Annotated in this window: 22 protein-coding genes; 15 read left to right on the forward strand and 7 right to left on the reverse strand. The window is 57.8% G+C overall.

Annotated features, from left to right (window positions below; all coding sequences use genetic code 11):
* Positions 1-140: 140 nt before the first annotated feature.
* Positions 141-1451, reverse strand: a complete 1311-nt coding sequence (gene hemL, locus NW849_RS05985; RefSeq protein WP_414356578.1) for a glutamate-1-semialdehyde 2,1-aminomutase — start codon at positions 1449-1451, stop codon at positions 141-143.
* 81 nt (positions 1452-1532) lie between these two features.
* Positions 1533-1808 (reverse strand): DUF4404 family protein, encoded by a 276-nt coding sequence (locus NW849_RS05990; protein WP_414356579.1) that lies wholly within the window; start codon positions 1806-1808, stop codon positions 1533-1535.
* A gap of 202 nt (positions 1809-2010) precedes the next feature.
* Between NW849_RS05990 and NW849_RS05995 the strand changes: the two genes are divergently transcribed.
* The 5 genes from NW849_RS05995 to NW849_RS06015 all read left to right on the forward strand — a co-directional run bounded on the left by NW849_RS05995 (position 2011) and on the right by NW849_RS06015 (position 6146).
* The gene (locus NW849_RS05995) at positions 2011-2322 is read left to right on the forward strand and encodes a hypothetical protein (protein ID WP_414356580.1); all 312 of its coding nucleotides are present in this window, start codon (positions 2011-2013) and stop codon (positions 2320-2322) included.
* A 30-nt stretch (positions 2323-2352) separates the two neighbouring features.
* Positions 2353-3099 (forward strand): SIMPL domain-containing protein, encoded by a 747-nt coding sequence (locus NW849_RS06000; protein ID WP_414356581.1) that lies wholly within the window; start codon positions 2353-2355, stop codon positions 3097-3099.
* Between the two features lie 393 nt (positions 3100-3492).
* Positions 3493-4683 (forward strand): response regulator, encoded by a 1191-nt coding sequence (locus tag NW849_RS06005; protein WP_414356583.1) that lies wholly within the window; start codon positions 3493-3495, stop codon positions 4681-4683.
* 47 nt (positions 4684-4730) lie between these two features.
* Positions 4731-5234 (forward strand): hypothetical protein, encoded by a 504-nt coding sequence (locus NW849_RS06010; protein ID WP_414344808.1) that lies wholly within the window; start codon positions 4731-4733, stop codon positions 5232-5234.
* Between the two features lie 45 nt (positions 5235-5279).
* Positions 5280-6146 carry a shikimate dehydrogenase gene (locus NW849_RS06015; protein ID WP_414356614.1) on the forward strand — a complete coding sequence of 289 codons (867 nt, stop codon included), beginning with the start codon at positions 5280-5282 and terminating at the stop codon, positions 6144-6146.
* 63 nt (positions 6147-6209) lie between these two features.
* Here the strand turns inward: NW849_RS06015 and glnT are convergent, their stop codons facing one another.
* Positions 6210-7508 (reverse strand): type III glutamate--ammonia ligase, encoded by a 1299-nt coding sequence (glnT, locus tag NW849_RS06020; RefSeq protein WP_414356586.1) that lies wholly within the window; start codon positions 7506-7508, stop codon positions 6210-6212.
* A gap of 375 nt (positions 7509-7883) precedes the next feature.
* Here glnT and ribH point away from each other — a divergent pair, with 375 nt between their 5' ends.
* A complete protein-coding gene (gene ribH / locus NW849_RS06025) occupies positions 7884-8468 on the forward strand; it encodes a 6,7-dimethyl-8-ribityllumazine synthase (protein ID WP_414356587.1) in 585 nt (194 codons plus the stop codon).
* Here the strand turns inward: ribH and htpG are convergent.
* Positions 8462-10321, reverse strand: coding sequence for a molecular chaperone HtpG (gene htpG, locus NW849_RS06030; RefSeq protein WP_414356588.1), 1860 nt, complete (start codon positions 10319-10321; stop codon positions 8462-8464). The genes ribH and htpG overlap by 7 nt on opposite strands.
* 107 nt (positions 10322-10428) lie before the next feature.
* Positions 10429-11898 (reverse strand): LCP family protein, encoded by a 1470-nt coding sequence (locus NW849_RS06035; RefSeq protein ID WP_414356589.1) that lies wholly within the window; start codon positions 11896-11898, stop codon positions 10429-10431.
* On the opposite strand from NW849_RS06035, the gene NW849_RS06040 reads away from it, so the two are divergent.
* The 4 genes from NW849_RS06040 (at position 11897) to NW849_RS06055 (ending at position 17193) form a co-directional block, all read left to right on the forward strand.
* Positions 11897-12646, forward strand: coding sequence for a 4'-phosphopantetheinyl transferase family protein (locus NW849_RS06040; RefSeq protein ID WP_414356591.1), 750 nt, complete (start codon positions 11897-11899; stop codon positions 12644-12646). The two genes, NW849_RS06035 and NW849_RS06040, sit on opposite strands and share 2 nt — an antisense overlap.
* 105 nt (positions 12647-12751) lie before the next feature.
* The gene (locus tag NW849_RS06045; RefSeq protein ID WP_414356592.1) at positions 12752-13201 is read left to right on the forward strand and encodes a plastocyanin/azurin family copper-binding protein; all 450 of its coding nucleotides are present in this window, start codon (positions 12752-12754) and stop codon (positions 13199-13201) included.
* Between the two features lie 66 nt (positions 13202-13267).
* Complete coding sequence (locus NW849_RS06050; RefSeq protein WP_414356594.1) at positions 13268-15754, forward strand: HD family phosphohydrolase; 2487 nt, start codon at positions 13268-13270, stop codon at positions 15752-15754.
* A gap of 221 nt (positions 15755-15975) precedes the next feature.
* Positions 15976-17193 carry a glycosyltransferase gene (locus NW849_RS06055; RefSeq protein WP_414356595.1) on the forward strand — a complete coding sequence of 406 codons (1218 nt, stop codon included), beginning with the start codon at positions 15976-15978 and terminating at the stop codon, positions 17191-17193.
* Between the two features lie 111 nt (positions 17194-17304).
* On the opposite strand, the gene NW849_RS06060 is transcribed toward NW849_RS06055, so the two are convergent.
* Both NW849_RS06060 and NW849_RS06065 read right to left on the reverse strand, forming a co-directional pair.
* Complete coding sequence (locus tag NW849_RS06060; protein WP_414356596.1) at positions 17305-19050, reverse strand: peptidoglycan D,D-transpeptidase FtsI family protein; 1746 nt, start codon at positions 19048-19050, stop codon at positions 17305-17307.
* Positions 18999-19145 (reverse strand): hypothetical protein, encoded by a 147-nt coding sequence (locus NW849_RS06065; RefSeq protein ID WP_414356597.1) that lies wholly within the window; start codon positions 19143-19145, stop codon positions 18999-19001. Before NW849_RS06065 ends, NW849_RS06060 begins: the two co-directional genes overlap by 52 nt.
* 541 nt (positions 19146-19686) lie before the next feature.
* Between NW849_RS06065 and NW849_RS06070 the strand changes: the two genes are divergently transcribed.
* The 5 genes from NW849_RS06070 (at position 19687) to NW849_RS06090 (ending at position 25578) form a co-directional block, all read left to right on the forward strand.
* Complete coding sequence (locus tag NW849_RS06070; RefSeq protein ID WP_414356598.1) at positions 19687-21273, forward strand: ArnT family glycosyltransferase; 1587 nt, start codon at positions 19687-19689, stop codon at positions 21271-21273.
* Positions 21274-21557: 284 nt separating this feature from the next.
* Entirely contained in the window at positions 21558-22589 is a 1032-nt protein-coding gene (locus NW849_RS06075) for an ABC transporter substrate-binding protein (RefSeq protein ID WP_414356599.1), read from the forward strand.
* Positions 22567-23406 carry an ABC transporter ATP-binding protein gene (locus NW849_RS06080; RefSeq protein ID WP_414356600.1) on the forward strand — a complete coding sequence of 280 codons (840 nt, stop codon included), beginning with the start codon at positions 22567-22569 and terminating at the stop codon, positions 23404-23406. Before NW849_RS06075 ends, NW849_RS06080 begins: the two co-directional genes overlap by 23 nt.
* Positions 23407-23488: 82 nt before the next feature.
* Positions 23489-25003 carry an ABC transporter permease gene (locus NW849_RS06085; RefSeq protein ID WP_414356601.1) on the forward strand — a complete coding sequence of 505 codons (1515 nt, stop codon included), beginning with the start codon at positions 23489-23491 and terminating at the stop codon, positions 25001-25003.
* Positions 25003-25578 (forward strand): aromatic-ring-hydroxylating dioxygenase subunit beta, encoded by a 576-nt coding sequence (locus tag NW849_RS06090; RefSeq protein ID WP_414356603.1) that lies wholly within the window; start codon positions 25003-25005, stop codon positions 25576-25578. Before NW849_RS06085 ends, NW849_RS06090 begins: the two co-directional genes overlap by 1 nt.
* Positions 25579-25595: the final 17 nt, after the last annotated feature.

Raw genomic sequence — 25595 nt, forward strand, 5'->3', positions numbered from 1 at the left:
TGGTAGTAATCCGTACTGAACATATTATACATTATTTTCAGTATAGTTGAGCTTATTATTGACTAGAGTCATGCTCCAGTTGCGGTGGATGTGCTCGGCCATAGCAGGGATCCCGCCTCGAAAGAGGGTGAATTGCAGACTCAGAGGGTGCTCAACACCTCTCGCGCTGCGGCCAAGGTTTTCTCCACATCGGCCTCTGTGTGGGCCAGGGAGGTGAAGCCGGCCTCAAATTGCGAGGGCGCCAGATAGACTCCCCGCTCCAACATGCCGCGATGGAAGCGGGCAAATTTCTGCAGATCGGAAGTCTTGGCCTCTTCGTAGTTGCGCACCGGGCCGGCAGTAAAAAAGAAGCCAAACATGCCGGGCAGATAGCCCCCACACATCTCATGCCCTGTTTCCCGTGCGATCTCTAGGAGCCCTGTTGCCAACTTCTCGGTAATCCGCTCCAGGTACTCGTAGGTGCCCGGACGACGCAAAATGTCCAGTGTCTGGATCCCTGCTGTCATGGCCAGGGGGTTGCCGGAAAGAGTCCCTGCCTGATACATCGGCCCCGCTGGAGCCACCATTTCCATAATTTCTCGCCGACCGCCGTAGGCCCCCACCGGCAGGCCGCCGCCGATGACCTTGCCCAGGGTCGTTAAATCGGGGATGACCCCAAACTTGGCCTGTACACCGCCATAGCTGATGCGAAAGCCGGTCATCACCTCATCAAATACCAGCAGGGCCCCGTACTTTTGGGTGAGATCTCGCAAGCCTTCCAAGAAGCCCGGCTGGGGGGGAATAAAGCCGGCATTGCCCACCACCGGCTCTAGGATGACTCCGGCAATGGAGTCGGGGTGCTGTTCAAACAGGGCCTTGACTGCCTCCAGGTCGTTGTAGGGAGCCGTCAGCGTAGCGCTGGTAGCTGCCTTGGGCACCCCCGGCGAGTCTGGCAAGCCCAGCGTGGCCACCCCCGAACCGGCCTTCACCAAGAACATGTCCGCATGGCCGTGGTAGCAGCCCTCAAACTTGATCACCTTTTCCCGACCGGTATAGGCCCGCATCAAGCGCAGCACCGCCATGCAAGCTTCGGTGCCGGAATTGACAAAGCGCACCATCTCCACACTGGGCACCGCCTCAATGACCCGCTCCGCCAGCTCATTTTCCAGAACGCAAGGGGCGCCGAAGCTGGTGCCTTTCTCCAAAGCTCGGCGCAGAGCCTCAATGACTTCGGGGTGGGCATGGCCGACAATGGCAGGCCCCCAACTGCCGATGTAGTCGATGTATTGGTTGCCGTCCACATCCCAGGCGTAGGCCCCTGAGACACGGTCGAACACGACGGGATCCCCGCCCACCGACTTGAAGGCGCGCACCGGAGAACTCACTCCCCCCGGCATGAGACTTTGTGCCCGGGCAAAAATCTGTTTGGAGCGGGTGGTGTTAAACGAGGTGGAGTGGAGAGTGCTGGTCATAGAGCATAAGGAGCTTTCAACGCATTACCAAGGCTAGCAAGCAAGGGAGCTTTCTGGTGAGCCCTTTTACCGACCATGAAACTACAAACCCATTCCCGCCAGCGTGTCGATCACCTGCTCCAGGATCAGGGTGAGGTTGGGATGGGAGGTCTCGAACAGGCCCAGCGCCTCTCCAATGCGATCCCTGGGGCCTTGGCTCGGTTTGCTCTCGGTCGGGGATCCCAGCTCGGCCAGCACCGCTTCCACTTCCTGGCGAATGGTGGCAATGTGCTGCCGCTGCTTTTCATCCAAGCCAGGGGTTTTTTGCAGCTCAACATCCAGATCGTGCAGCAGTTGTCGCAGTTTCGATTCGGCCATTCTGTAAAGAGACCTTAACGACTTGAGAACCGATTGAGTTTTGACCACCCTGCCTCAATCATACGGTCTGATGGGTTGAAGCAGGGATCCCTCTATCTAGGGTCTAAGAGCGGGTAAGCGGCGAAGGTTAACTTTTGCAGCCGGGGATCCCAGCATTGGAGCAACTCCCATAGGATGGGCAGTAGCCTTGCTGTCTACCCCCATGTCTGAGCTGGCATTGACCCTAGTAGGGGCGGCGGTTGCTGTTGCCCTTTTCATGGGAATTTTTGTCTGGGAACAAAGACGCAGCCAAGAATTGCTGCAGCGGTGGGCGGCAAAGCAGGGCTACTCCCTGTTGAGCCAGGAGGCACGGTACTGGCGGCTGGGGCCTTTTTCTGGGAGCACTTCCAAGTATCAACGGGTATTCCGTGTGCGGATACGGGATCCGTGGGGGCAAGAACGCACCGGCTGGGTGAGGTTAGGGAACTGGTGGCTGGGGCTTTTGTCGGATCAGGCTGAGGAGCGGTGGGAGTAGGCTGGGATTGAACCACAGAAGGGGAAAGCAATGAACGGGATCAGGGGTTGGAAAGGGCTGAAGGGGGTAGCGTGGCTGGGCCTGGTACTGGCGGTGGCCCTGTTGGGTTGGAACATAATCGCCGGAGGTGGAGCGATGGCCAGTCCTGGTGAGGGATCCCGAATGTTGACGGTTACAGGGCAGGGATCGGTCTCGGTGGAGAACTCCATTGCCCTCATTCGCTTAGGGGTAGTCATTCAAGGGGAGACGGCGCAATCGGTACAACAACAGGTGGCAGAACGCTCAGAGCGGCTGGTCAATCGCCTCAAGGAGCTGCAAGTAGGCGCTCTACAAACCACCGGCATTTCCCTCTACCCGCAATACGACTACCGGGATGGCCAGCCTCGCCTAACGGGTGTGCAGGGGCAAAACAGTCTGCAATTCGAGGTGCCCGTGGCCAGAGCCGGGCAAGTGCTGGATGAAGCCGTGGCCGCCGGAGCCACCCAGGTGGAATCGGTCAGTTTCCGGGCCGACGATGCCACCCTGTTGGAGGCGCGCAGCCGCGCCCTAACCCAAGCCGTGAAAGATGCCCAACGTCAAGCCCAGGATGTGCTGGGGGCCTTGAACCTGAGCATCCGTTCCGTCGAGCGCATCCAGATTCAGAGCGATGGCTACATGATCCCGCCGCCGATCCCCTTTGCCCGCGCCGACTATGCCCGTCTAGAAACGGCATCCACACCGGTGGAGGGGGGACAGCAAACCGTGCGCGCCCAAGTCACCCTCGAGATCCGTTACTGAGCCTCTGCTTTGCTGCCTCGAATAATTCACAAATGTTCACCACATAGATTTCAGCTCTCCCGCCAAAAGATTCCTACTCAGGGCAAGCCTTGGGCAGCAACAGACAGCGGCTCTGGACGAGCGAAGTCTCAGTGATTCAAGAGTGATTCAATCCATCTAACCAACTCGGCAAAGTGGAAGCGGCTGCTGTTTGCTACCGCATTAGAATAACGATGGAAAGTTGCGGGTAGTTTGCTTTCCCGGATTTTCTCGCCATCCTGCCTCAGTTTGTCTATGGATCCCAGACCGGAGAGCGCTAGTGCAGCTCCTGCGCCTGAGAAGGCGAAACTCGGCTCTGGCAGAAGCCAAGACGGCAGTCTGCAAGCCCGTGTACTGATCGTGGATGATAGCTACATGGTGGCAGAGATGCTGTCCAACTTTTTGGGCAAGCAGGGCTGCAGTATTTCTTATGCTTTGGATGGCCTCTCCGCGCTGGAGCAAATTCGCCGCCAACCCCCAGATCTGATCATTGCCGATTGGGTCATGCCCTCCCTGAACGGCCTGGACCTGTGCCGTCAACTGCGGCAACTGCCGGAATATGCTTGGGTGTACTACATCATTATGACTGCCCGCGAGGGCAACGATAGCATGGAGCGGGCTTTGGAGGCAGGCGCCGATGAGTTTCTTTCCAAACCCTTTCAGGCTGCAGAGCTGCTGACGCGGGTGCGGGCAGGGCTGCGCATTGTAGAAAGTCGCCGCCAGCAATATCTGCTCAAAACTGGGCAAAAATCTCCTCCCTCTCCCCCCAAGTCGATTGGTTTGGAGGTGGGTAACCGTCAGGATTTGGTGGCTCGTTTGCCGCTGCGGGTGGCCCAGGCCCGTGCCCAATCGGAACCCCTCAGCTTGTTTGTGCTGCGCTTGGCCAACCTCGGTTCTCTGGCACAAGGGCTGGATGCTGACGGTCGGGCTGATCTGCTCAAACTGTTTAGGGAGCGTTTGGCCAATAACCTGCGCGATGGAGACGACCTGTTTTGCTACGACGAGGGGCAGTTTATCATTCTGCTCTCCGGGAGCACCTTGGCTGCTGCGCAAATGGCTGCCGAACGCTGCTGTCAGCGGATGATTCAGGATCCCTTTGTGGTGAATGGGCGGGCGCTGCCGGTGCAGCTCCAGTTTGGAGCGGCCAGCCTCATGGACAGCGATGATCCCAAGGGGGTGGCTCTGTTGCGTCGGGCTGCCCAGGCTATGCGAGATAGCAGGAATGTGCACAGCTCGGTGGTGACTGCTCCCCATCCCATCCCAGTTTCCGACCGCGTCAGCGGAACGGAGTCCTCAGAGCTGCTGAAACGCCTGCAGCGTCTGGAAAAAGAAAACGCCGAACTGCGCCGAGAGCTGGAGACTCGCCTCAGGCAGATTGAGGATCTCCGCCAACACCATCAAGAGCTCAGCCAAAAAATGCAGGCTTCTGCACCGGAACTGTCCACAGCGGGATCCCTGGCCCATAGACCCTTGCGCTTGCGGCGGCGAAAACTCCGGCAGCTTTGTCTGAAGCGTCAACTGAGCCGTAGAAGACCGCGCCTGGCTTTGGGACGGCTGAGCAGGTAGCGATGGGCTGAGCGAACGGGAGAGACGGAAGGGAGGTGCAAAAGGCTATGATGGGCATTCTTCAGGGTCAAGTGGCCGGGTCTGGGATCTGGAGACCAGCAGGAAGATGGTTCCTAAACAACATTGAGCTAGTCTTGACAGCGGTGGGAATAGGGGTGATTCTGCTAAGTGGTTTTGTGGCCAGCCGCAGCGCTTTTTCGCTAGAAACGGCAACGGCGGTCAGCGCCACTTTGGTGGGGGTTATCCACGGGATCCTCTTTTGGCTGTTGCGACGGCGGCAGAGACAGGTGAGGCGGGAGGCAATCGGGCAAATTCGGGAAATGCTGGAAGATTTGGGCAAAAACCGTCTGCAAACCATCAAGATGAGCTTGTACATGGTGCAGGCGCGTCAACCGGAACAGGAAGAGCGAACCCGACAAAGCTTTGACCGCGTTTACCAGATCCTGGCGGAGATGAGCACCTTGATCGACCACATTTCGGAAGAATCTCTGGCCGGCTGGCGCCATCGCTACCGGCAGACTCTGCAGCGGGTTGAGTCGGAGTCTCAGTAGTCTTTAAAGTGACTTCAGGGATCCCTTGAGGAGTTGGCTGAGCCGGTGGACGGTCGGATTTCGGGAAGCACCCAATTGCTCGGTCTAATCGGGGATCCGGTGGCCCACAGCTTATCCCCAGCCATGCACAATGCTGCTTTGGCAGCTATGGGGGAAAACTATTGCTATGTGCCGTTTCCGGTGGCTCCAAAACACTTGGCGGCGGCGGTGGCAGGGCTAGCGGCCATTGGGGTGCGGGGGTTTAATGTGACGATTCCTCACAAACAGGCCATTCTCCCTTTGCTCGATCAGATTGAATCGCGGGCAGCAGCGGTGGGGGCGGTGAATACGGTTTACCCCTTGCCAGAGGGCGGGTGGGCGGGCACCAATACCGATATCGATGGCTTTGTGCAGCCTTTGCTGGGTCTGGAAAAAGGGATCCCTACTCTCATTCTGGGATCCGGGGGGGCAGCGCGGGCGGCCATCCAAGGCTGTTTGGAGTTGGGGCTGGGGCCGGTGCGGGTGGCGGGGCGATCCCCCAACTCATTGCTGGCCTTGCAACAGACCTGGCCTCAGGTGGAGACGGTGAACTGGGCGGAGTTGAATTGCTACCTGTCTCAGACGCGGCTTTTGGTCAACACCACCCCCGTGGGCATGCACAAGCCGGGATCCCCTGGCGGTCAGGAGCTCTCTCCCCTGAGCCGGGAGCAACTGGGCCTGCTGTCTCCGGGTGCCATCGTCTACGACCTGATCTATGTGCCGGATCCCACTCCTCTGCTGCGGATGGCCGCCGAGTTGGGACATACCCCCATCAGTGGACTAGAGATGCTGGTTCACCAGGGGGCCAAGGCTCTATCGCTTTGGCTGGGAGGCAAGCCTGTGCCAGTAGAGGTGATGCGGCAGGCAGCTCAACACCAGTTGGCCCAGGTTTAGGGTCACTCCAGGCCAGTTGGAAGCCCTCTCTCAAGGTGTAATGAGATAACAACAACTACCGGGCTAGCAATCCAAGGTTGTTTCCCGCTCCCAGGGCGTGATCTGACGGTTGTATTCCTGCCACTGTTGGCGTTTGAGCTTGAGGTAGGCATTCACAAAGGGATCCCCCAGCCTGCTACGGAACAGGGTACTTTGGTCTAAGTGGTTGAGGGCTTCGACCAGAGAGCCGGGCAACGTTGGGGCATTGGGGAGGGGATCCGTGTAGGTGTTGTTGTCGCAGCGGGGGCCAGGATCCCGTTGGTGTTGGATCCCGTCCAGACCGGCGGCAATGAGACCAGCAGCCAAAAGATAGGGATTGGCGGCAGCATCGGCCAAACGCAATTCAAACCGCCCGGCATCCGGGATCCGAATGGCGTGGGTGCGATTATTGCCGCTGTAGCTGATCGTATTGGGAGACCAGGTGGCCCCAGAGAGGGTGACAGGGGCATTGAGGCGACGATAAGAATTGACCGTCGGGTTGGTGAGGGCACACAAAGCAGGTGCATGGTGTAGCACCCCGCCGATGAAGTGATAGGCCAGTTGAGAAAGCCCCAATTCCCCTTGGGGATCGGCAAACAGGTTTTGTTCGCCTTGCCAAAGAGAAATATGGGTGTGGCAGCCGTTGCCTGTCAGATGAGCAAAGGGTTTGGGCATAAAGGTGGCCCGGTAGCCATGCTTTTCGGCAATGCTTTTCACCATGTATTTGAAAAAGGCGTGGCGGTCAGCAGTGAGCAGGGCGTCGTTAAACCGCCAGTTCATCTCAAACTGGCCGTTGGCATCCTCGTGATCGTTTTGATAGGGATCCCAGCCCAGCTTCTGCATGCCATCGCAGATGTCCCGGATCACCGAAAAACGCCGCATCAAACTTTGCTGGTCATAGCAGGGCTTGGCCTGCCGATCCCGCTCATCGGAAATGGCCCACTCTTCGGGCGACAGAAGCATGAACTCGCATTCGATCCCCGTCTTGACTTGAAAGCCCATAGCTTCTGCTTGGGATAACACCTGCTTCAACACCCAGCGGGGGGTTTGTGGCAAGGGATCCCCGTTGACCTGAATTAGATCGGCAGGCATCCAGGCCACTTCCGGCTGCCAGGGCAGTTGAAACAAGCGCTCGCGCTCCGGCTGGGCAAACACATCGGGGTCTGCAGGCGTCAAGTCCAACCAGGCAGCAAACCCGGCAAATCCAGCCTGACCCTCTGCCATGAAGTCGATAGCTGAGGCAGGCACCAGCTTGGCCCGTTGGATCCCAAGCAGGTCGGTAAAAGAGAGCAGAAAGTAGTTGATCCCTTGGGCGCGGGCAATTTCAGAAAGCGGCTGTGTCATGTACCCAAGCTAGGTCTTGGCCTCAGGTAGAGGTGTGTCTTTCCGCACAAAAATAGATCTTTATCGAAACGGCCAGGAAGACAAACACCGCCATTTGTATTCGCCCAGGGTTGCGCAGCAATGGGAAAATTCTCCCCTGGCCAACAATTACCCGTTGATGTTCCTTCCCGCTTTTGAGTCAGCCCAGATGGTTGCCAAGGCGGGGTGGAAGTTGAATGCCAAGAGGGCCAGCAAGCCATCGTTTCGAGCAGTACCTCTGGGCATGAAGGCCGGGGCGTCTGCGCCGTGGCTCCCTCAGTGAATTAGGATGGGAAAGCGTGGTTTTGCCGTGTCGGCCCGCTTGTTCTTCTCTTGGGTAGATCTGGAGCAGCGTAGATGGCAGTTTACGAGGGCAATTTTGTTCAGACGGAGGATCTGCGTCTAGCCATCGTCATCGGTCGGTTTAACGACCTGATCACCGGCAAATTGTTAGAAGGGTGCCAGGACGCGCTGAAGCGGCATGGTGTGGATATCGGCCCGGAGAGCAAGCAAGTGGACTACTACTGGGTGCCCGGCAGTTTTGAGGTGCCTTTGCTGGCTCACCAACTGGCCCAATCTCGCCGTTATGATGCCATCATCTGTCTGGGGGCAGTGATTCGCGGGCAAACTCCCCACTTCGACTATGTGGCAGCGGAGGTCTCCAAGGGCATTGCGGCGGCAGGATTTCGTACCGGCGTGCCGGTCATTTTCGGGATCCTCACCGCCGATACCCTGCAGCAGGCTCTGGAGCGGGCCGGGGTCAAGAGCAACAAAGGTTGGGAATACGCCATGAGTGCCCTGGAGATGGCGACGCTGATGCGCCAAGTTGCCCCCGTGCTCCAAGGCAGCTACGGCCACAGCGGCAACGGGGCCGGATCCCGTCCGTCTCTGCCCGGTGGAGCGGAAGCCCTGCAGTCTACCCTGGACAGCGCTGCCTATTGAGGGCGGGTGAGCCGAGTCAGCACTTCGTTGGAGCGCTGCACAAAGGCCCGCGCGGCTGCTGGATCAAAGCTTTTCTGGGTGATCAAAGCCAAATCGTAGATGTGATTGCAGATGAGGTGAACCAAGTCGGGATCCCGCCCCCGATCGGCAAGAGATTGCAGGTTTTGGATGAGGGGATGGGCCGTGTTCAGAACCAGGGTGTGCTCTTCCAGAAACTCCAGCGGCTTTTGCTGGATGACGGCGTTGAGCTCCTGCAGGCGCCGCAGCGTCTCCGGCAGCAAGATCATGGCCGGAACCGACTCTGATTTAAGAGCTTCTGCTTTGATCTGCAACTTGTCTTTGCCCAGGGCCTGCCGAAAGAGATCGACCAACTTTTGGCTGCGGGTTTTTTGCGTGACCGGATCCACAATTTCGGCGGCTTTGTCTTTATCTACCAGCGTTTCGTCCAGCTCAGAGTCCACCCGCTTAAATTGGATCCCTTCTTCTTTGTATTCCCGCTCCAAAAAGCTGCTGAAGTGGCTGTCGATCCAGCTATCCAGCATGATCACTTCCAGTCCTTGAGAGCGGTGGAGATCGATGTAGGCACTCTGGGCAGCCTCATCGGTGGCGTAGTAAACTCGCTTGTTTTGCTTGTCGCGGGTGCGCTCCAGGTACGCTTTCAGGGTCACATATTCGGGTTTGTCAGCAGGGGATCCGGCCACTCGGAAAATGAGAATATCCTTAATCTGGGCAAAGAACTTGTCGTTGTTCATCGCCCCAAACTTCATAAAGAGGCTGATGTCGGGCCAGACCTTGACGTATTTTTCGTAATCTTCCCTGTACAGTTCATTGAGACGATCCGCCACCTTTTTGGCAACGTGATCCCCAATGCGCCTTACGGTGCGGTCATTTTGCAAGAAGCTGCGGGAGACGTTGAGAGGAATATCCGGGCTGTCGATGGCCCCCCGCAGAGGCAGGAGAAACTTGGGGATGACTTCCTCACAGTTATCTTGGACAAAGACTTGGTTGCAGAACAGCTTGACTTGACCCTTGGTGGGATCAATATCCGGGCGCAACTTGGGGAAATAGAGGATCCCTTGCACGATGAAGGGATAGTCGGTGTTGATGTGCACCCAGAAATGGGGATCCTCTTGAAAGGGATAGAGGTAGCGATAAAACTCTAGGTAATCCTCATCTTTGAGTTCGGAAGGTGAAGTTCTCCACAGGGGCTTTTGCTTGTTGATCACTTCCCCGTTTAACTTGATGGGAACGGGGATGAAATCGCAGTATTTACGAACCAATTCCCGAATGCGGCTTGGCTCCAGGTATTCTTCGTTTTCGGGGGTGATGTAAAGGGTAACGGTGGTGCCGATGCTGGAGCGCTCAGAATCGGAGAGGGTAAAAGTAGTGGTGCCGTCACAAGCCCACTTCACCGGCGTGCTGCCGGGCCGATAGGAGAGGGTGTCGATCTCCACCCGCTGCGACACCATAAAAGAGGAGTAGAATCCCAGACCAAAGTGGCCAATAATCGCCTGTTCTGCGTCTTTGCCTTTGTACTTTTGAATGAACTCTTCAGCGCTGGAAAAAGCCACCTGGTTGATGTATTTTTTCACTTCCTCGGCAGTCATGCCAATGCCGTTATCGGCCACCGCTAAGGTCTTGGCCTCCTTGTTGAGGGCAATCGTAATCTCCGGCTCTGGGAGATCTGCCACTTCGCCGGCAAGGCTGGCCATCTTCAGCTTGGTGATGGCATCAGCAGCATTGGAGATCAGCTCCCGCAAGAAGATCTCTCGATCCGAGTAGAGAGACTGCTTGATGATGGGAAAGATGTTCTCGGTGTGGATGGTGATGGATCCCTGTTCCAGCACGGTCATAGGTGGCTCAGCACTCAAACAAGCTCAGTGCTAATCTACAGAGACCGAAAAGTCCCCGACAAGCAGGCTCTTTTTCGGAAATCCGCACTCGCAACCGAACCGGCTCTCTAGAGCTGAGCGGCTCCGGGCGGAGCTTGGGTTTGGCCGTTGGCGTCAGCGGCGCGGAGTGCTTCATCCAAAGCCAACTGTTGAGCCCAATCCTGGCCGATCCGAATGGTGACATCGGAGTTGAGAACGCCAGTAGATTCTACCCGCACTTCTCCCAGGCCAATGGCGGCGCGGATCTGTTTAGCCCCCTCCCGATCCCCGCTCTGGGCGAGGATCTCCGTTTGCTGCAGCACCTGAGTGCTGTCTTCCACGGCAAAAGCATGGGCGTATCCTTGTCTCACCAATTCTTGCACCATACGGCGGGCCATCCCCGGCTCTCCGGTTGCGTTTTGCACGGCTATGCGCAGGCGGTGTGGAGGAATGCGGGCTACCTCTGCCTCCAGGCCAAAGTGGGAGACGGCCACCCGTCGGATCCCGGCGGGATCCGGCAGCCAGTAGCTGGTGGAGAATTCTCCCGGCTGACTGAAGCGGCCCGGCAGCAGCACCAGGTCGATGCGATCGCCCCCAGAGGTGAGGACAAACTTGGCCAAGCTCAGAACCTCTTCCCAGGTGAGGTTGGTATCGAGGTTGGTGCGGATAACCTGCAAAATCTTTGGGATCCGCGGCCAGACAGCAGGGGAGAGCAGTTCCCGGCTCAGGGCCCGCAGCAATTCCTGTTGCCGTTGCACCCGACCGATATCCCCCAATCCCAGGTGATCGTGGCGAAAGCGGGCAAAGTGGTGGGCTTGTTCTCCATTGAGGCGTTGCCAGCCGGGCTCCAGGTGAATGAACAACTGCTGGGTGTGATCTGCGTATTGCATCGGTTCCGGCACGTAGATTTCCACGCCGCCCACCGCATCGATCAGCTCTTCCAGAGCATCGGTATTGAGGCGAATGTAGCGGTCAATCGGGATCCCACCCATCAAGTGGCTGACCACCTGAGCCGTCAGCGCCGGGCCCCCTGCCAAGTTGGCAGCATTGATCTTGGCCACACCAAAGCCAGGCAAGCGCACACGAGTGTCGCGGGGGATGGACAAAACGGTAATCCGCCGCGCCTGGGGATCAAAGCGGGCCAAGAGAATGGTGTCGCTGCGGGTGTGGAAGCGATCTCGCTCTGTGGGCAAGGGCAGGGTGGGATCCGGGTTGTCTGTGCCGAGAATGAGGATATGCAACGAGCGATCCAGAGCCGCAGCCCGTAAGGCATCGGGACGGAAGGCTTCTTGTTCTGCAGGTGTGAGGGAAGTTGGGATCACCTGACGGGGCAACATCACGGCCAAGAGGGCACCGGCAGAACCCGCCAACACAGCCGTGAACCCCAACAACAGCCAGAGGATCCCCTGACGAATAGCCTGCTGACGAGCTGCGCGGACACGGTCAGGACGGGGGGGATAGTGGAAGGAGGGCATCAGGTCAGACCAGGTCTCGCGAGCGCGTACAGGAAAGGGTGTACTGTCTGGGTGGTGTTGCCAGCCCCACCAATTCAAGGCCATGTTATCCCATCCTCAGTTTTCAGAGTTGCCTGGATCCAACTTCAGCGAGGTAGCAGTCGCCACAGGGGGATCCCTGCAGCCGTTGTTGGGGAAGTCGGAGGCGCACCTTTGGCTGCAGACAGTCCCCCCGTTGGAGAAGTTGCTCCCCCAGCTCGACTTTCTTTCTCCTGAGGAACGTCGGCGGGCAGAGCGTTTACAACTGCCGGCGGATCGGTGCCGCTTTCTGGCCGGTCGTCTTGGGTTGCGGAGCTTGCTCAGCCGCTACAGCGGCATTCCACCCCAGGCGATCCCCCTCGACCACAGTTCTACCGGCAAACCCTACTGGCGGGATCCACCCCTGCCGCTGCAGTTTAACCTCAGCCACTCCCACGAGCGCGTCCTGATCGGCCTGAGATGGCAATACCGCATTGGAGTGGATCTGGAATGGGTTCGACCTGTGCTCCGCTGGCAGCGCATCGCCCAACGCTATTTTTCGGCTGCTGAGCAAGTCCGTTTGGCCAACTGTCCAGCTCCAGAGCGAGATGCCCTCTTCTTCCAAATGTGGACACAAAAAGAGGCACTCCTGAAGGGAACGGGCAGAGGTCTGGCCGGCTCTGCAGCTTTGGGCGAGGACTCCCGCTGGGTGACCTTACCGCTTCAGGTTGCCGGTGGCTACGTCGCTGCGGTAGCCCTTGAAATGAGGGGCGAAATACCCGAAGACGGAGGGGAAGCCCTAACTGTGCGGCTCTACACGGATGTAGAGGGCTAGACAGCCGCAGCGGCAAAATCTCTCCACCCACCGCTCGAGCTGCTATCTTGAGTTTCCAAGCTACTCCCCTCAGCGGGAGAGAGTTTTTGATTCCATGGTGTTGCCATGTTAAGCAGGTTCTGTCGTTTCCTGGTGTTGGGAATTTGGCTATCGGTTCTCATGATTGGGATCCCGCATCCGGTATGGGCGCGGGATCTCTCCAGACAAACGCCGCAGGAGAAGGTTATTGAGTTGGGTACTGCCGACAATCAGTTGGTGTTTGCGCCCAAGGAACTGTCTTTTCACAACGGCAGCCTCTACCGTCTTCGCCTGAGCAACCCCAGCCAATTGAAACATTATTTCAGCGCCAAAGATTTTGCCGATGCCGTTTGGACCCGTAAGTTGGAAGTGGCCGGTGTGGAAATCAAGGGCCAGATCCGAGAATTGGAACTGAAGCCAGGCGCTTCGGTGGAGTGGCAATTTATTCCCCTGAAATCTGGAGTCTACGCTTTGGTTTGCACCATTCCCGGCCATGCAGAAGCAGGTATGGTGGGGCAGATTACCATCGGCGATTGAGATCCTCTTCCTGGGCTACCCGGCCAAAAGGGGATAGAAAAGAGAAAGACGCTGCCAGGCCAATCCATGAAAAACCCGCTCACGCCCAAAGCCCTTCGCGCCACCGACGCGAACGCGGAACACTGGACTCGGCGACGCCAGGCAGCTTCCCCTCGAAAGAGCAGGCCCCCCCTTTCGGAGCGGATTGCCGGCTATGCCCTCGCGCTTCTCTCCCTCACTGCCGTCCACGGGATCCGCTACTACAACGAACCACAACTGACCGTCGGCAGCCGCTCCCCGCAGACGTTTCTCGCCCCTGCTGCGGCGGAGATTGAAGATGTGGAGGCTACCCAGGCCCGACAAGCTGAGGCGCGACGGCGGGTGGTTCAGGCCCTCAAAATCAACAGCACCGCCAACGACAGCATGCGGCAAAACCTGGAGGGTCTCCTGGCTGAGGTGGAGGCCATCCGCCAAGAGGCAGGGCCTCTGCCCTATGTTTCTGTCCAGTTGCTGTCTCTGCCAACGCAGATCTACCTGCGCCAGCTTTCCCCGGAGGAGTGGGAACCCTTCCAGGCTCGCGCCCGACAAGAGGCCATCCGCGGAGCCACCCCATCTCCTTCAGAAGAGCCCTCTTCTGGGCGACCGGAGCAGCTGGAGCAGCGGGCCAAGCAGGAGCTTGTTGAGGTTTGGCAGCGGGCTTGGTTGGATGGATCGGCCACCCAGATGGCGGGGACGGATCCCTATACTCAGCTAATTGCCCAGGTGGAAGCGGCGCAACGGCGCTATCAAGCGGCTTTGCCGGCTCTGGAGCAGCTCACCCCCCCTGTTCCGGCCACAGTTCTCAATTTGGCAGATGCGGATTGGCAGCATTTGCAAACCTTGAGCCGGCGGGTCTTGGAGCGCCTGCAGAAGATAGGGATTGTGGATGGCCTGCCCCGCGAAGTTCGCGCCGAAGGGATCCAAGCCCAACTGGACGATTTGATGTTTCCGGGCAATGCTGCCCAACGACAGGAGTTGCAAGGGCTGGTCTATCAGTGGCTGCAGCAGGTGCTCATTCCCAATGTGGAGGTGGATCCCCAGCGCACCGAGCAGCGCATTCGCGCCGAGCTGGAAAAAGTCGAGCCGGTTCTGATCTCGGTTGCCGAGAACCAGGTGATCGTGCGAGCAGATCAGGTCATCACTCCCGAAATTTTTCTCATCTTGGATCACTTTGGGCTTACCCAGCGCGGGATCAACATCTGGGGCTTGGTGGGAGTGGCCGGCGTGATGGGCATGGGCCTGGCTGTCTTTGTGCCTCTGCAACAACGCTTGAGGCCGGGATTGCGCCGCCGGGATCGAGTGTTGATCCTCATGGTTTCCCTGACCGCTCCCCTGTTGGCGGCCTTGTTCAAGCTGGAGTTCAGCTCCTTGCCGGCGGTGGGGCTGTTGCTGGGCAGTTTTTACGGGGCAGGGCTGGGCCTGGTGGTGGTGGTGGGCCAGGCGTTGTTTTTGCCCTTGGTCTCCTCTGCCAACCTGCTCACCGTCGTGCCCTTGTTGTCCGGCAGTGTGGTGGCCTCTGCCTTGGCCGGGCGTTCCCGCTCCCGAGAAGAGCTGGCCTTGCTGGGGGGAGGAGCGGCAGCGGTGCAGATGCTGGCCTACGGGGCGGTTAGCTTGGCCGCCACCGGCGGCATCGACCTGTTGGCTATGGCTTTGGCGGGGGGAACCAGCCTGGGGTGGAGCATTGTTGCCCTGGGAGCCAGCCCCTACCTGGAGCGCCTATTTGACTTAGCCACCCCCATTCGTCTGATCGAGTTGAGCAATCCCAATCGCACCCTGTTGCGGCGACTGGCTGCAGAGGCCCCCGGCACCTTTCAGCACACTCTGTTTGTGGCCACTTTGGCAGAACGGGCTGCCCAAAAGCTGAACCTCAACGTGGAGCTGGTGCGCACCGGCACCCTCTACCATGACATCGGCAAGATGTTGCAGGCCCGCTACTTCATCGAGAACCAGATGGGCAGCCTCAACCCCCACGCCCAACTGGACGATCCCTATCGCAGCGCTCAGATCATCAAGGCCCACGTCAGCGATGGCCTGCGCCTGGCCAAGCAATACAACCTGCCTACCGCCGTCCAGGCGTTTATCCCTGAGCACCAGGGCACAATTCTGATTGCCTACTTTTACCATCAAGCCCAGATGAAAGCCGGGGATCAGCCGGTGCCCGAAGAACCGTTCCGCTACGATGGCCCGATCCCCCAGAGCAAGGAGACGGGGGTGGTGATGATGGCCGATGCCTGTGAAGCCGCCCTGCGCAGTATGACCTTGAGCGATGGCTTCGGCCCCGATGTGGTCGAGCGGGCAAAGGCTGTTGTCCGCAAAATTGCCCAGGCCCGCTGGCAAGATGGCCAGTTGGTTGACAGTGGGCTGACGCTGGAGGATTTGGAGGTGGTGGCGGACGCTTTTGTGGAGGTCTGGCGGGAATCCAACCACGAGCGCATTCCTTATCCCAGTTTCACCCCTGCCCCCTCGCTGCCTGAGACTCCTTCTGCTCAGGCCCAGATCCCGGTGTTGATGAGCCCCTCTACGGGATCCCCTTAGCCAGGTGACCTCTCCCGTTCGCGTCAGTGAGACGGAGTCCTCAGAAGCTAAGTAGGTGGAGAAAGGTCTAGCCCTGCGGCTCATCGATCAGTACGATAGGGGATCGTTCTGTGGATCCAATGTGAACCAAGGCAGTCCTGGGATCTGCAGCCCTGGGCTGAGAGTCTTTGTTTCATTGTTTTTGGATGGCCTGCTGTTCGCGTCAGCGGGACTGAGTCTTTATGCCTTATGCAGCTCCTGCTTCATCCACCCATCCCCCTGTAGTCCCTCTTCAGATCCCGCCTTTGTCTTGCCCCAGCCCTGTGCAACTTTCGCTGGTCATTCCCACCTACAACGAAGCCTCTAGCATTGGCAGCTTGGTCAGACAATTGTGCGCCCACCTCGACACGATTCTACCGGGGGCCTATGAGCTGATTGTGGTGGATGACAACAGCCCGGATCACACCGCCAAGTTGGCCCAGGAGCTGCAGGAGGAGTTTCCCCAACTCAGCGTTATCTGCCGGCAGCGGGAACGGGGCCTGGCTACAGCAGTGGTGCGAGGATGGCAGGCTGCCCGCGGAGAGGTGCTGGGGGTTATGGATGGGGATTTGCAGCATCCGCCGGAGATCATCCTCAAATTGTGGCTGCTCATCCAGAAGGGGGCAGATCTGGCGGTGGGCAGCCGCTATGCGGAGTCGGGGGGGGTGAGCCACTGGAGCTTGGGCCGACGCATCGTCTCCCGTGGGGCCCAATGGATCGGGTTGGCTCTGCTGCCAGGGATCTTCAGCCGTGTTTCCGATCCGTTGAGCGGACTGTTCCTGGTCAGACGCCAAGCCATTGCCGGGATCCCGCTCAACCCCAAGGGTTACAAGCTGCTGATCGAGGTGCTGGCGCGGGGCCGGGTGAAAACCATTGCTGAAGTCGGCTACATCTTTCAGGAGCGCCAAAACGGGGAGAGCAAAATCCAACTGCAAACTTGTCTCCAATATCTCCACCACCTGATGGTGCTGCGCTTTTCGCTAGGGCAGGTGGGATCCTTTTTGCGCTTCAGCACGGTTGGCCTATCCGGCACCTTGGTGGACATGGCTTTGCTCTATGTTTTGCACGATCCCACCAACTTAGGATGGGATCTCATAACCAGTAAGCTGGTTGCTTCGGAGGTGGCCATTCTCAATAACTTCCTCTGGAACGACCTGTGGACTTTTCGCCATGTGACCCGCTTGCAGCCGGGGCCCTGGAATCGCCTGAAGCGGTTGGCGAAGTTTAACGTTATCTGCTTAATTGGCTTGGTTCTCAACACTTCACTGGTGACCTTGCTGAGCGAGCGCTTGGGCATTCATTATTTGTTGGCCAACTTAATTGCCATCGGTATTGTTGTATTCTGGAACTTCTACCTCAACTCCAAGCTGAGCTGGAGGAGTGCAGAGGTTAAGTCGGACTCTGTGGGTGGCCAGTCTTGAGTATGGCTTTTTCCAGGAAGAGCCAATCCGGAGGTATGGGCATTTCGCTCATTTCCTCACTGTCTGGGCCCCCTTTGGCATCCACCTTCGCCCCTTGTTCCTATGGCTGCGCTAAGTAGAGTTAGGGCGGATCCCCTCTAGGGCGATGATCTCCTGGATGACCGAGCGAACAACGGGAGCAGCCGTCGTCGAGCCGAAGGCATCTTCCCCCTGCGGCTCGTCGATCACCGCCAAGATCACGTAATTGGGGCGAATGGCCGGGAAATAGCCCACAAAACTGGTGATGCGCTTGCCGGGCAAATAGCCCCCCCGTGGCCCGGCTTTCTGGGCAGTGCCGGTTTTGCCAGCGATCTCATACCCCTCGATCTTGGCCGATTGCCCCGTGCCAAAGTCCACCACATCCCGCATTTGGATACGCACTGCCAGCGTGGCTTGCTCGGATAGTACCCGCACCGGCTGCGGCTGCGGGGATCCCCAAACCAGAGTATCCGTATCCTTTTCCACCAAGCCTCGCACCACATGGGGCTGTACTTTCAGTCCGCCATTGGCAATGATGCAGTGCATGGCAGCCAACTGTAGAGGAGTGAGGGCCAGCCCCTGGCCGAAAGCGACAGTGGCCCGCTCCACCGGCACCGTAACAAACTGTCGCAGCGGTTTCAAACGGCTGGCCGGCTCAAAGGGCAAATCCACGCCACTGCGCTCGTTGAACCCCAGCCGCACCAAGGCATTGTAGTACTGGCGGGGATCCAGCTTGCGCATTAGATGTACCATGCCCACATTGCTGGATTGCCGCAGGATATCCGTGACGCTCATCCAGCCATGGGCCCCTCGCTGGTGGTAGTCGTAATTTTGAATGGGCCACTGACCGATGAGAATCCGACCCTCGTCATAGACCCGTTCATCTGCTGTAAAGGCTCCAGCATCCAACCCAATGGCAATGTTGATGGGCTTGAAGGTGGATCCCGGCTCATACAAATCCGTTACGGCCCAGTTGCGAAAAAGACCGGGGTCATACTCAAAGTAGCGGTTGGGGTCATAGGTGGGCTCGCTCACCAGAGCCAAAATCTCCCCCGTGTGGGGCTGCAAGATGATCACCGTACCCCGCAGCGCTCGAAACCGTTGCAGTTGGGCTTTCAGGGCAGCGCGGGCAGCTCTTTGCAGGCGCATATCTAGGGTAAGTTGCAGCACCGTCTCGCCAGATTGCAGCAGCCCTTCCGGCACCTCGGCAGCCAACAGTCGTCCGTAGCCATCGCGAGGAATAGTAACAGGCTGAACAGTACGCTCCAGCAGCTCTTGTCGGGAATATTCGACTCCCGCTTGGCCCTGATGATCCAGATCCACATAGCCCACCACCTCAGCGGCCATCTCTTTTTGGGGGTAAACGCGTTGCCGCTCGCTCACCAGCTCCAGGCCATCCAGATGCAGAGCCTGAATTTGATCTGCCACCTCCTGGGATACCCAGCGCTCCACCCGCACTGCCTGATTGGCCGATAGCCGCTGCGCCAGTTGCTCTACTGGACGCCGCAACAGGGGAGCAAGAGCGGTGGCCATTTCCTCTGGAGTGCGTTTGCCAAAGAGGCGGGGATGGGCCCAGAGAGTATAGACGGGGCGATCTACGGCCAGCAATTCTGCCTGCTGCTTGGCAATAGAATGACGATCCACAATTGAGCGACGAGGAATGAAAGGTCTTAGCTGGGCTCTCTGCTGGGCCTCGGCTCGCTGCTGCAATAGGGGTGCCTGTTGATGTTGCAAATAAACCAGACGTGCTCCTGTTACAAATAGGGCGATGATCAAAGCCAGTCCGGTCATGCCGGCGCGAAAGTCAAGCTGGCGGGCCGTCGGGATCCGATCCCCCAAGAGCCATCCCAGCGTTGTTCCCCACTGCCTAGAGCTTCGCGGTGAAGGGATCCAAGAACCTCTGCGTCGGCGCCGTTGAGCAAGTTGCCGGCCATTTTGCCTTGTCTCCAGAGATTTCGGCACAGGCCGCCCTACCCTAGCCCTAGGTCTGCCTTCCATTGCAATCCTCACATAAGCACCACCGCTAGTTTGGCGCTCATCCCACTGTTATGCCACCCCACAGCTTCTGGGAAAGACCTTGGGATCCCGAAAAGCAGCCAGGACATTTTAGAGGTATTGGAGATAACATAATACCTCAGAACATGAATTAGGTGCGGGCAAGTCCTCAGACTTTTCGCACTTGGATCCACAGTTTTAAATCACATTCAAAAGAAACTGGGAGGACATGAAAAACCCAACTCACTTGCGTACATTCAACAGCTCAAACCTTTAACTTGCTTGATTTAAAACCTCTTCCTGGCGCTTTGTGATGACAGTGAATCAGAGGCGCGGGCAGAGGCCGAGAAGCTGGGTCAATTTTTGGGGTGTCCGGTCATTTTTTTGCGGGAAACAAAGTCATAGTGCTAGAGGGACGTAGCCCCGAGAGGTATTCAAGGTAAGTTAGATCTGTCCATCTGCCCATAGGGATCCCCTCCATTGCCTAGAGCGGTTTGGCTAATCCTGGGGTTGGGCTTGTTCATGCGGGGCCTGGTGGCTGCCCTTTTGCCGCCGGGCTTTGACGAAGCCTACTACTACCTCTACACCCGCCATCTGGATTGGAGCTATTTTGACCATCCGCCGCTGGTGGCCTGGACAACGGGCTTGGGGCCTGCCTTGACCGGTCAGGTGTCGGCTTTTTCTATTCGACTGGGATCCCTGCTGCTCTATTCTGGCTCTTCCCTACTCCTTTACTACACCGGAGCACGCCTTTTCTCTGATCAGGCAGGACTGATCAGCTTGGCGGCCATCAGCATCGCGCCGATCCTTTGGATTGGGTTTGGGGTGCTGACCTTGCCGGATAGCCCGCTGATCTTTTTTACGGCAGCAACCTTGTGGGTGGCCGCTCAGGAGTTTTTTCCGGCTCCTTTGGGGCAGGGGAAATTGGGAGTCTATGGGGCGGCTCGCTATCGGCCAGGGCCTAGGCTAGCGCTCATAGGTCTCTTGGTGGGGCTGGCCTGCTTGGGGAAGTACCACGGCTTGGCTTTGGGGTTCGGCCTGGTACTCTTTTGTCTGCTCAGCCCAGTTCATCGCTGTGCCTTGAGGTCGGGCTGGACGGTGCTGGCGGTGCTGGGTTTTGTGCTGGCCTTCAGCCCGGTGCTGATCTGGAACGCCCAGCAGGATTGGGTCTCCTTTCACTTTCAGGCGGGGCGGGCGGTGCCGGAGGCAGGGTATCAACTGCAAGCGCTGGGGCTGACGATCCTTTCTGAAATCTTTTACCTGTTCCCCAGCTTGGGGATCCCTTTGGGGTGGGCGAGTTTGGCAGGGACGGGTCGGGTGGCCCTGCAGATTCTCCGCGGGATGCGGCTGACGGATGAAGAGCTCAAGCACCTTTTGATCCTGGCCTGTGGATTACCGCTGGTGTTGGCCTTTACCTTGATGGGAGGCTACCGGCCCATCTTGCCCACCTGGCCCATGCCGGGGTTTTGGGTGCTGACGCTGCTGCTGGGATCCTTCTGGGAACGGTGGCCGGGAGCGAAGCGAACCTTAGTGGGGACGGCAGTGATGGTGAGTTTGGTGGTGGGGGTGGGGCTGGCCCATGTGCGCTATGGCCTGCTGCAGGCTCCTGGCGGGCTGGGCCTGTGGCCCGTGGAGCAGGATCCCTCTACTCAGCTCATTGAAATTGAGCAGTTGCGGCAGCGGTTTCGGACGGATCCCCGCCTGGCTCAGGCCCTTGAGGAGGCAGAGTTCGTTTTTACCAATGTCTATTTTTTGGGCGGTCAGATCGCCATGGCCCTGGCTCCGCTGACGGACAAGCCTCTGACCTGCCTGGATGCAGATTTGCGGGGCTTTGCCTTTTGGTCGCAGCCGCAGGATTGGCTGGGGCAGGATGGGCTGCTCATCACTTCCAAGTTGTTCCAGCCGAGGGCAGGGATCCCAGCCACCTATGGCGACTACTTTGCCCAAATCGAGCCTGTGGCCGAGGTTCCCCTGGTGCGGGCAGGGGCGGTGGCGCAGACCTTTCAAGTGTACCTGGCTCGACAGATGGGCAAACCCTATCCCCGTCCTTATTCCCGCCTGCAATAACAGCCAAGGATATCCTTACCCTGTCCTCAAGCAGATTTTTCTGACTTCACGTAAGGTCTGTAGCTGTGTGGGTTCCTAATCCGCCCAGCGAATGCATCTGTTTAGACTTTTGGATATCTTCCATGGGATGTCAGCAGACCAAAGGCTGGGGATTTGATGGATTTTATACTTATCAATTGTGCTTAGCAACTTATATGGGTATCGCCAGATACAGTATGGCTTTTCCTCATGCTGCAAGGTTATGAGCAGTGTCCTGATCCACTACTTGCGATATGGACTTCATCATGGATAGATTTCGTGTTTTCTCTCGCCGTAGAGCCATCCAGACGCTTGGAGCTGGTGGAGCCTTGCTTGCTGGCTTCTCTCTATTGCGCTCGCCCCACAGCAGGGCTTCCACCAGCACTTCCATACCGGTAGGTTTTCAACTCTCTTGGCTCCACTCAGTTCAGTTTGGGGGCAGTTACATTGCCCAGAGCAAAGGTTACTGGGCTGAACAAGGGCTAGAGGTAACCTTGATGCCCGGTGGCCCTAACGCTCCTGTTGAGCCACCTGTGGTGAGTGGCAGTGCTCTGATGGGTATCTCGGCAGCCGACTACACCGCAGCCGCTGTTTCCCAAGGAGCTCCTTTCAAGATCATTGCGGTAGCAATGCAGAAGAACCCCTTTGCCATAGCCTCGTTGCCGCGCAACCCGGTAAACGAGCCAAGGGATCTGGAGGGCAAGAGGATTGGTATGGCCACCGCCAATACCCCTGTGTTGCAGGCTCTTTGCACCCTTAACAATGTGGACATCAACCGAATTACCATCATCCCTACTCAGTACGATGCAGCTCCGTTGGTGAATGGCGAGGTAGATTGCTTGCTGTGTTGGCTCACGGATTTGCCCGTAGCCATGACTGTGCAGGGGATCGATAACGTCACCATGCTCATGGCTGACTACGGCTATACCGTCCACAGCCAAACCTACATTGTGCTGGCAGAAAGCCTAAAGACTCGCCGGGATCAGGTGATTAAGCTATTGCGGGGAGAGATCAAGGGCTGGCAAGACTACAAAGCTAATACTGATGCAGCAGCGAGATTAACTGTAGAGATGTTCCCCGATGCTGGTCTTGATCTGAAGACTCAACAACTGCAGGCGAGAGAACAACTGAAGCTGATGTTCTCTGATTTGACCGACAAAAATGGCTTCGGCTGGTTTACGGAGGAAACGGTGGCCGCCAATGTAGAAACCCTCGGCCTTTTGGGGAAAGAGGTCAGCCCGGCGCTCTGGGATCGCTCAATCTTAGAAGAAATCTATGCCGGTAAATCTACCCTTTAAGCCTGCCAATCGATCCGTCACCTCTCCTGTCCGGTTCGAGGCTCAACCTCCAGAGGTACGAGTCCTTGGCGCGGCTAAGACTTTTGGCCGCGGCCCAACCCGCGTATCTGCCTTGGCGAATGTCGATCTGCGGCTAGAACCGGGATCCCTGACGGCATTGGTAGGGCCGTCAGGTTGTGGCAAGTCTACCCTGCTGCGGGCTATTGCTGGTTTGGAAACGCTCTCCTGTGGGGAGGTGTTAATTGATGGTCAGCCCCCGCTGGTGGCTCAAAAACGTGGCGAGATCGCGGTAGCCTTTCAGGATCCCTCGCTGCTGCCTTGGCGGACAGTGAGTTCAAACGTGGCTCTGGCTCAAACGCTGGCCCGTCAACCTGTGGATAGGGCTGCAATTCGGGATTTGCTGGCGCGGGTAGGTCTAGAAGGATTTGAACGAGCTAAGCCTGCTGAACTCTCGGGAGGTATGCGGCAGCGGGCGGCTATTGCCCGCTGCCTGATCACTCAGCCTCGGCTATTGCTATTGGATGAGCCTTTTGGAGCAGTGGATGAGTTAACCCGCCGTCGGCTCAATCTGGAGTTGCCCCAACTGTGGGAAGAACGAGGAGCAACGATTCTTTTGGTCACTCACTCCATTGAAGAGGCTGTGCTGCTGGCTGATGAAATTGTGGTCATGAGTGCGCGGCCAGGTCGAATTGTAGCTCACATTCCAGTGAAGCTCCCCCGTCCCCGCCAGCCTCAGGTGATGCGCTCTTCTGAGTTTCACCACTTGGTCGTTCAAGTCTTGGAGGCACTGGGCTTGGAGCAGGGAATGCAGAGATGAGGTGGTCATGAACAACCTATGGCTTCGGCAAGCAAGAAGTCTGCCTGGGTGGATAAGCGGCCCGCTCGTCTTCATGGGTTTGTTGTCGATTTGGGAATTGTTTGTGCAGCAGCAGCTCTCGGATCGATATATTCTGGCAGCTCCCAGCCAGATTGCAGAACGCTTGGCCAGTCACCCCGAGTTGTACACTCGGGCGCTACTGGTGACCCTACGCGAGGCAGCCCTAGGTTTTGTCTATGGCAATGGGGTGGCCATCCTATTGGCGTTGCTGGTGGCTCTGTTTCCTGTGAGTGAACGGCTGGTGCAAAACCTAGCTTTGGTGGTGTTTTGCCTACCCATTGTGGCGACAGGCCCGGTGTTACGGGTGATGTTTGGCACCTCAGATGCCCCTCAGATCACGCTGGCAGCGCTGGCGGTCTACTACACCACCTTTGTGCCTTTGGTGGTGGGATTGCGGGCCGTTCCTGCTGCTTGGGGGGATCTGGTAGCAAGTTATGGTCGAGGACGACTGGCCATGTTGCGCTATGTGCGACTGCGTGCTGCAGTGCCCTATTTAGTGGCAGGCTTGCAGGTGGCGGCACCAGCAGCAGTGCTGGGGGCTATGGTAGGAGAGTTTACGGGGGCTGAGCGAGGCATGGGGGTACTGGTGATCCAAGGGATCCGCTCCTTAGACGTTGTAGCCATATGGACAGTAGCCAGCCTGGCGACAGCCGCCTCAATTGCGGTTTATTTTCTGGTCGTGGCTTTCGGGTGGTGGCTCTCTCCGGGGGCTCCACCCCCGCTGCTGACAGCTCGACCGGATCCCAAATCTGCCCACACCAATGGCTGGATGACTCTGGGAATGGGGCTGCTGACAGGGCTATTCATCCTGTTGCTGTGGCAGGTGGGCATGGATTGGCTACATCTAAACCCCTTTTTCGCCAAGCGACCGGGGGATCTCTGGACTTTTTTGGTCACCCACCCTGGGGCTAGAGCCCATCGAGAACAACTGTTGCAGGCGATGGCGGCTACTCTGCAGGTGACAGTGCCTGGGTATTTTGCTGGGTTGGCGGTGGGTATGCTCACGGCTTGTCTGTTTGAATTGTTCCCACTGGTGCAGCGTGCGGCAATGCCGGTGATGATTGCTCTCCGTTCGGTGCCGATCATTGCCACAGCTCCCCTGATCATCATCCTGTTAGGGAGGGGAATGCTCAGCTTGATCACACTGGTAGCAGTGATGACTTTCTTCCCGACGTTGATTGCCTGTGCTCAAGGTTTACGGCAAGTGCCGGGACAGGTGCTCGATGTGTTTGCCAGTTTTGCCTCTCACCGGCTGAGAGTTTTGCTCCTGGCCAGGATCCCAGCAATGCTGCCGGCCTTTTTTGCTGCGGCCAGAATTGCGGTGCCCACAGCAGTTTTGGCGGCAACGGTAGCCGAATGGCTGGCTACAGGTACTGGTGTGGGTAATTTGATGGCTCTCACCTACTCCACCAGCAACTACAGCATGCTGTGGAGTGGAGTGGTGATGCTGACCTTATCATCGGTGGTGGGGTATGGCTTGGTGGCGGCGGTGGAGCGATTGGTACTTTTACAGATGGCACCTGAGCAGGTGGTGTGATGAGTGCCCAACACGTCTCTGGTCTTGAGCAGGTTAAGGCACTCTATGACGATTTGGCAGCCGTGCGAGATTGGGTGCTAGCTGCTCCACCGGCCACTGATGAGGTTTTGATAGCAGCCGCAAGACGGTTTTTATCTTTTGAGGCGCGGTTGTTGGATGGGAAGCGTTTTGAGTCCTGGCTGGAACTCTGGGCTCCAAGGGGGTGGTACTGGATCCCGTTGCGGCAGAATAGCCATCCTGCTCAGGATCAAGCTTTGTTTTTGGACGATCGACGACGCCTACAGGAGCGGGTCGGGCGTATGCAGGATCCTTACGCCTGGGGGATCCAACCTCTGCCGCAGGTGCTGCGGGCCATCACCAACGTGGAAGCCTGGAAAAGCCCGGCAGAGGAGGTGCTGAGCAGCAGTATTCTGACTCTTCATGTTTTTAAGGGGTCAAGCTCAGGGGCTCACCTAGTAGCTGCTCACCAGATTCACCTTTTGTGTCAGCAGCCAGAGGGTTTTCAGATCCTGCGCAAAATCATGCTCATACCAGAATTGGCCCAGGGATCCCCTCATTTGGGCTGGCTTTTGTAGTCGAGAAGCTCTTTGCG

Source organism: Synechococcus sp. R55.3, from assembly GCF_047461975.1.
GTDB lineage: Bacteria > Cyanobacteriota > Cyanobacteriia > Thermostichales > Thermostichaceae > Thermostichus.

Bases quoted from the DNA above. Each gene is read 5' to 3' on its own strand.
- NW849_RS06040 (WP_414356591.1), top strand. From the start codon at position 11,897: ATGTTATCCCATCCTCAGTTTTCAGAGTTGCCTGGATCCAACTTCAGC.
- NW849_RS06050 (WP_414356594.1), top strand. From the start codon at position 13,268: ATGAAAAACCCGCTCACGCCCAAAGCCCTTCGCGCCACCGACGCGAAC.
- NW849_RS05990 (WP_414356579.1), bottom strand. From the start codon at position 1,808: ATGGCCGAATCGAAACTGCGACAACTGCTGCACGATCTGGATGTTGAG.
- NW849_RS06075 (WP_414356599.1), top strand. From the start codon at position 21,558: ATGGATAGATTTCGTGTTTTCTCTCGCCGTAGAGCCATCCAGACGCTT.
- NW849_RS06005 (WP_414356583.1), top strand. From the start codon at position 3,493: ATGGTGGCAGAGATGCTGTCCAACTTTTTGGGCAAGCAGGGCTGCAGT.
- NW849_RS06080 (WP_414356600.1), top strand. From the start codon at position 22,567: ATGCCGGTAAATCTACCCTTTAAGCCTGCCAATCGATCCGTCACCTCT.
- hemL (WP_414356578.1), bottom strand. From the start codon at position 1,451: ATGACCAGCACTCTCCACTCCACCTCGTTTAACACCACCCGCTCCAAA.
- NW849_RS06000 (WP_414356581.1), top strand. From the start codon at position 2,353: ATGAACGGGATCAGGGGTTGGAAAGGGCTGAAGGGGGTAGCGTGGCTG.
- NW849_RS05995 (WP_414356580.1), top strand. From the start codon at position 2,011: ATGTCTGAGCTGGCATTGACCCTAGTAGGGGCGGCGGTTGCTGTTGCC.
- NW849_RS06045 (WP_414356592.1), top strand. From the start codon at position 12,752: ATGTTAAGCAGGTTCTGTCGTTTCCTGGTGTTGGGAATTTGGCTATCG.
- NW849_RS06035 (WP_414356589.1), bottom strand. From the start codon at position 11,898: ATGGCCTTGAATTGGTGGGGCTGGCAACACCACCCAGACAGTACACCC.
- NW849_RS06065 (WP_414356597.1), bottom strand. From the start codon at position 19,145: ATGGCCGGCAACTTGCTCAACGGCGCCGACGCAGAGGTTCTTGGATCC.
- NW849_RS06090 (WP_414356603.1), top strand. From the start codon at position 25,003: ATGAGTGCCCAACACGTCTCTGGTCTTGAGCAGGTTAAGGCACTCTAT.
- NW849_RS06010 (WP_414344808.1), top strand. From the start codon at position 4,731: ATGATGGGCATTCTTCAGGGTCAAGTGGCCGGGTCTGGGATCTGGAGA.
- NW849_RS06055 (WP_414356595.1), top strand. From the start codon at position 15,976: ATGCCTTATGCAGCTCCTGCTTCATCCACCCATCCCCCTGTAGTCCCT.
- glnT (WP_414356586.1), bottom strand. From the start codon at position 7,508: ATGACACAGCCGCTTTCTGAAATTGCCCGCGCCCAAGGGATCAACTAC.
- ribH (WP_414356587.1), top strand. From the start codon at position 7,884: ATGGCAGTTTACGAGGGCAATTTTGTTCAGACGGAGGATCTGCGTCTA.
- htpG (WP_414356588.1), bottom strand. From the start codon at position 10,321: ATGACCGTGCTGGAACAGGGATCCATCACCATCCACACCGAGAACATC.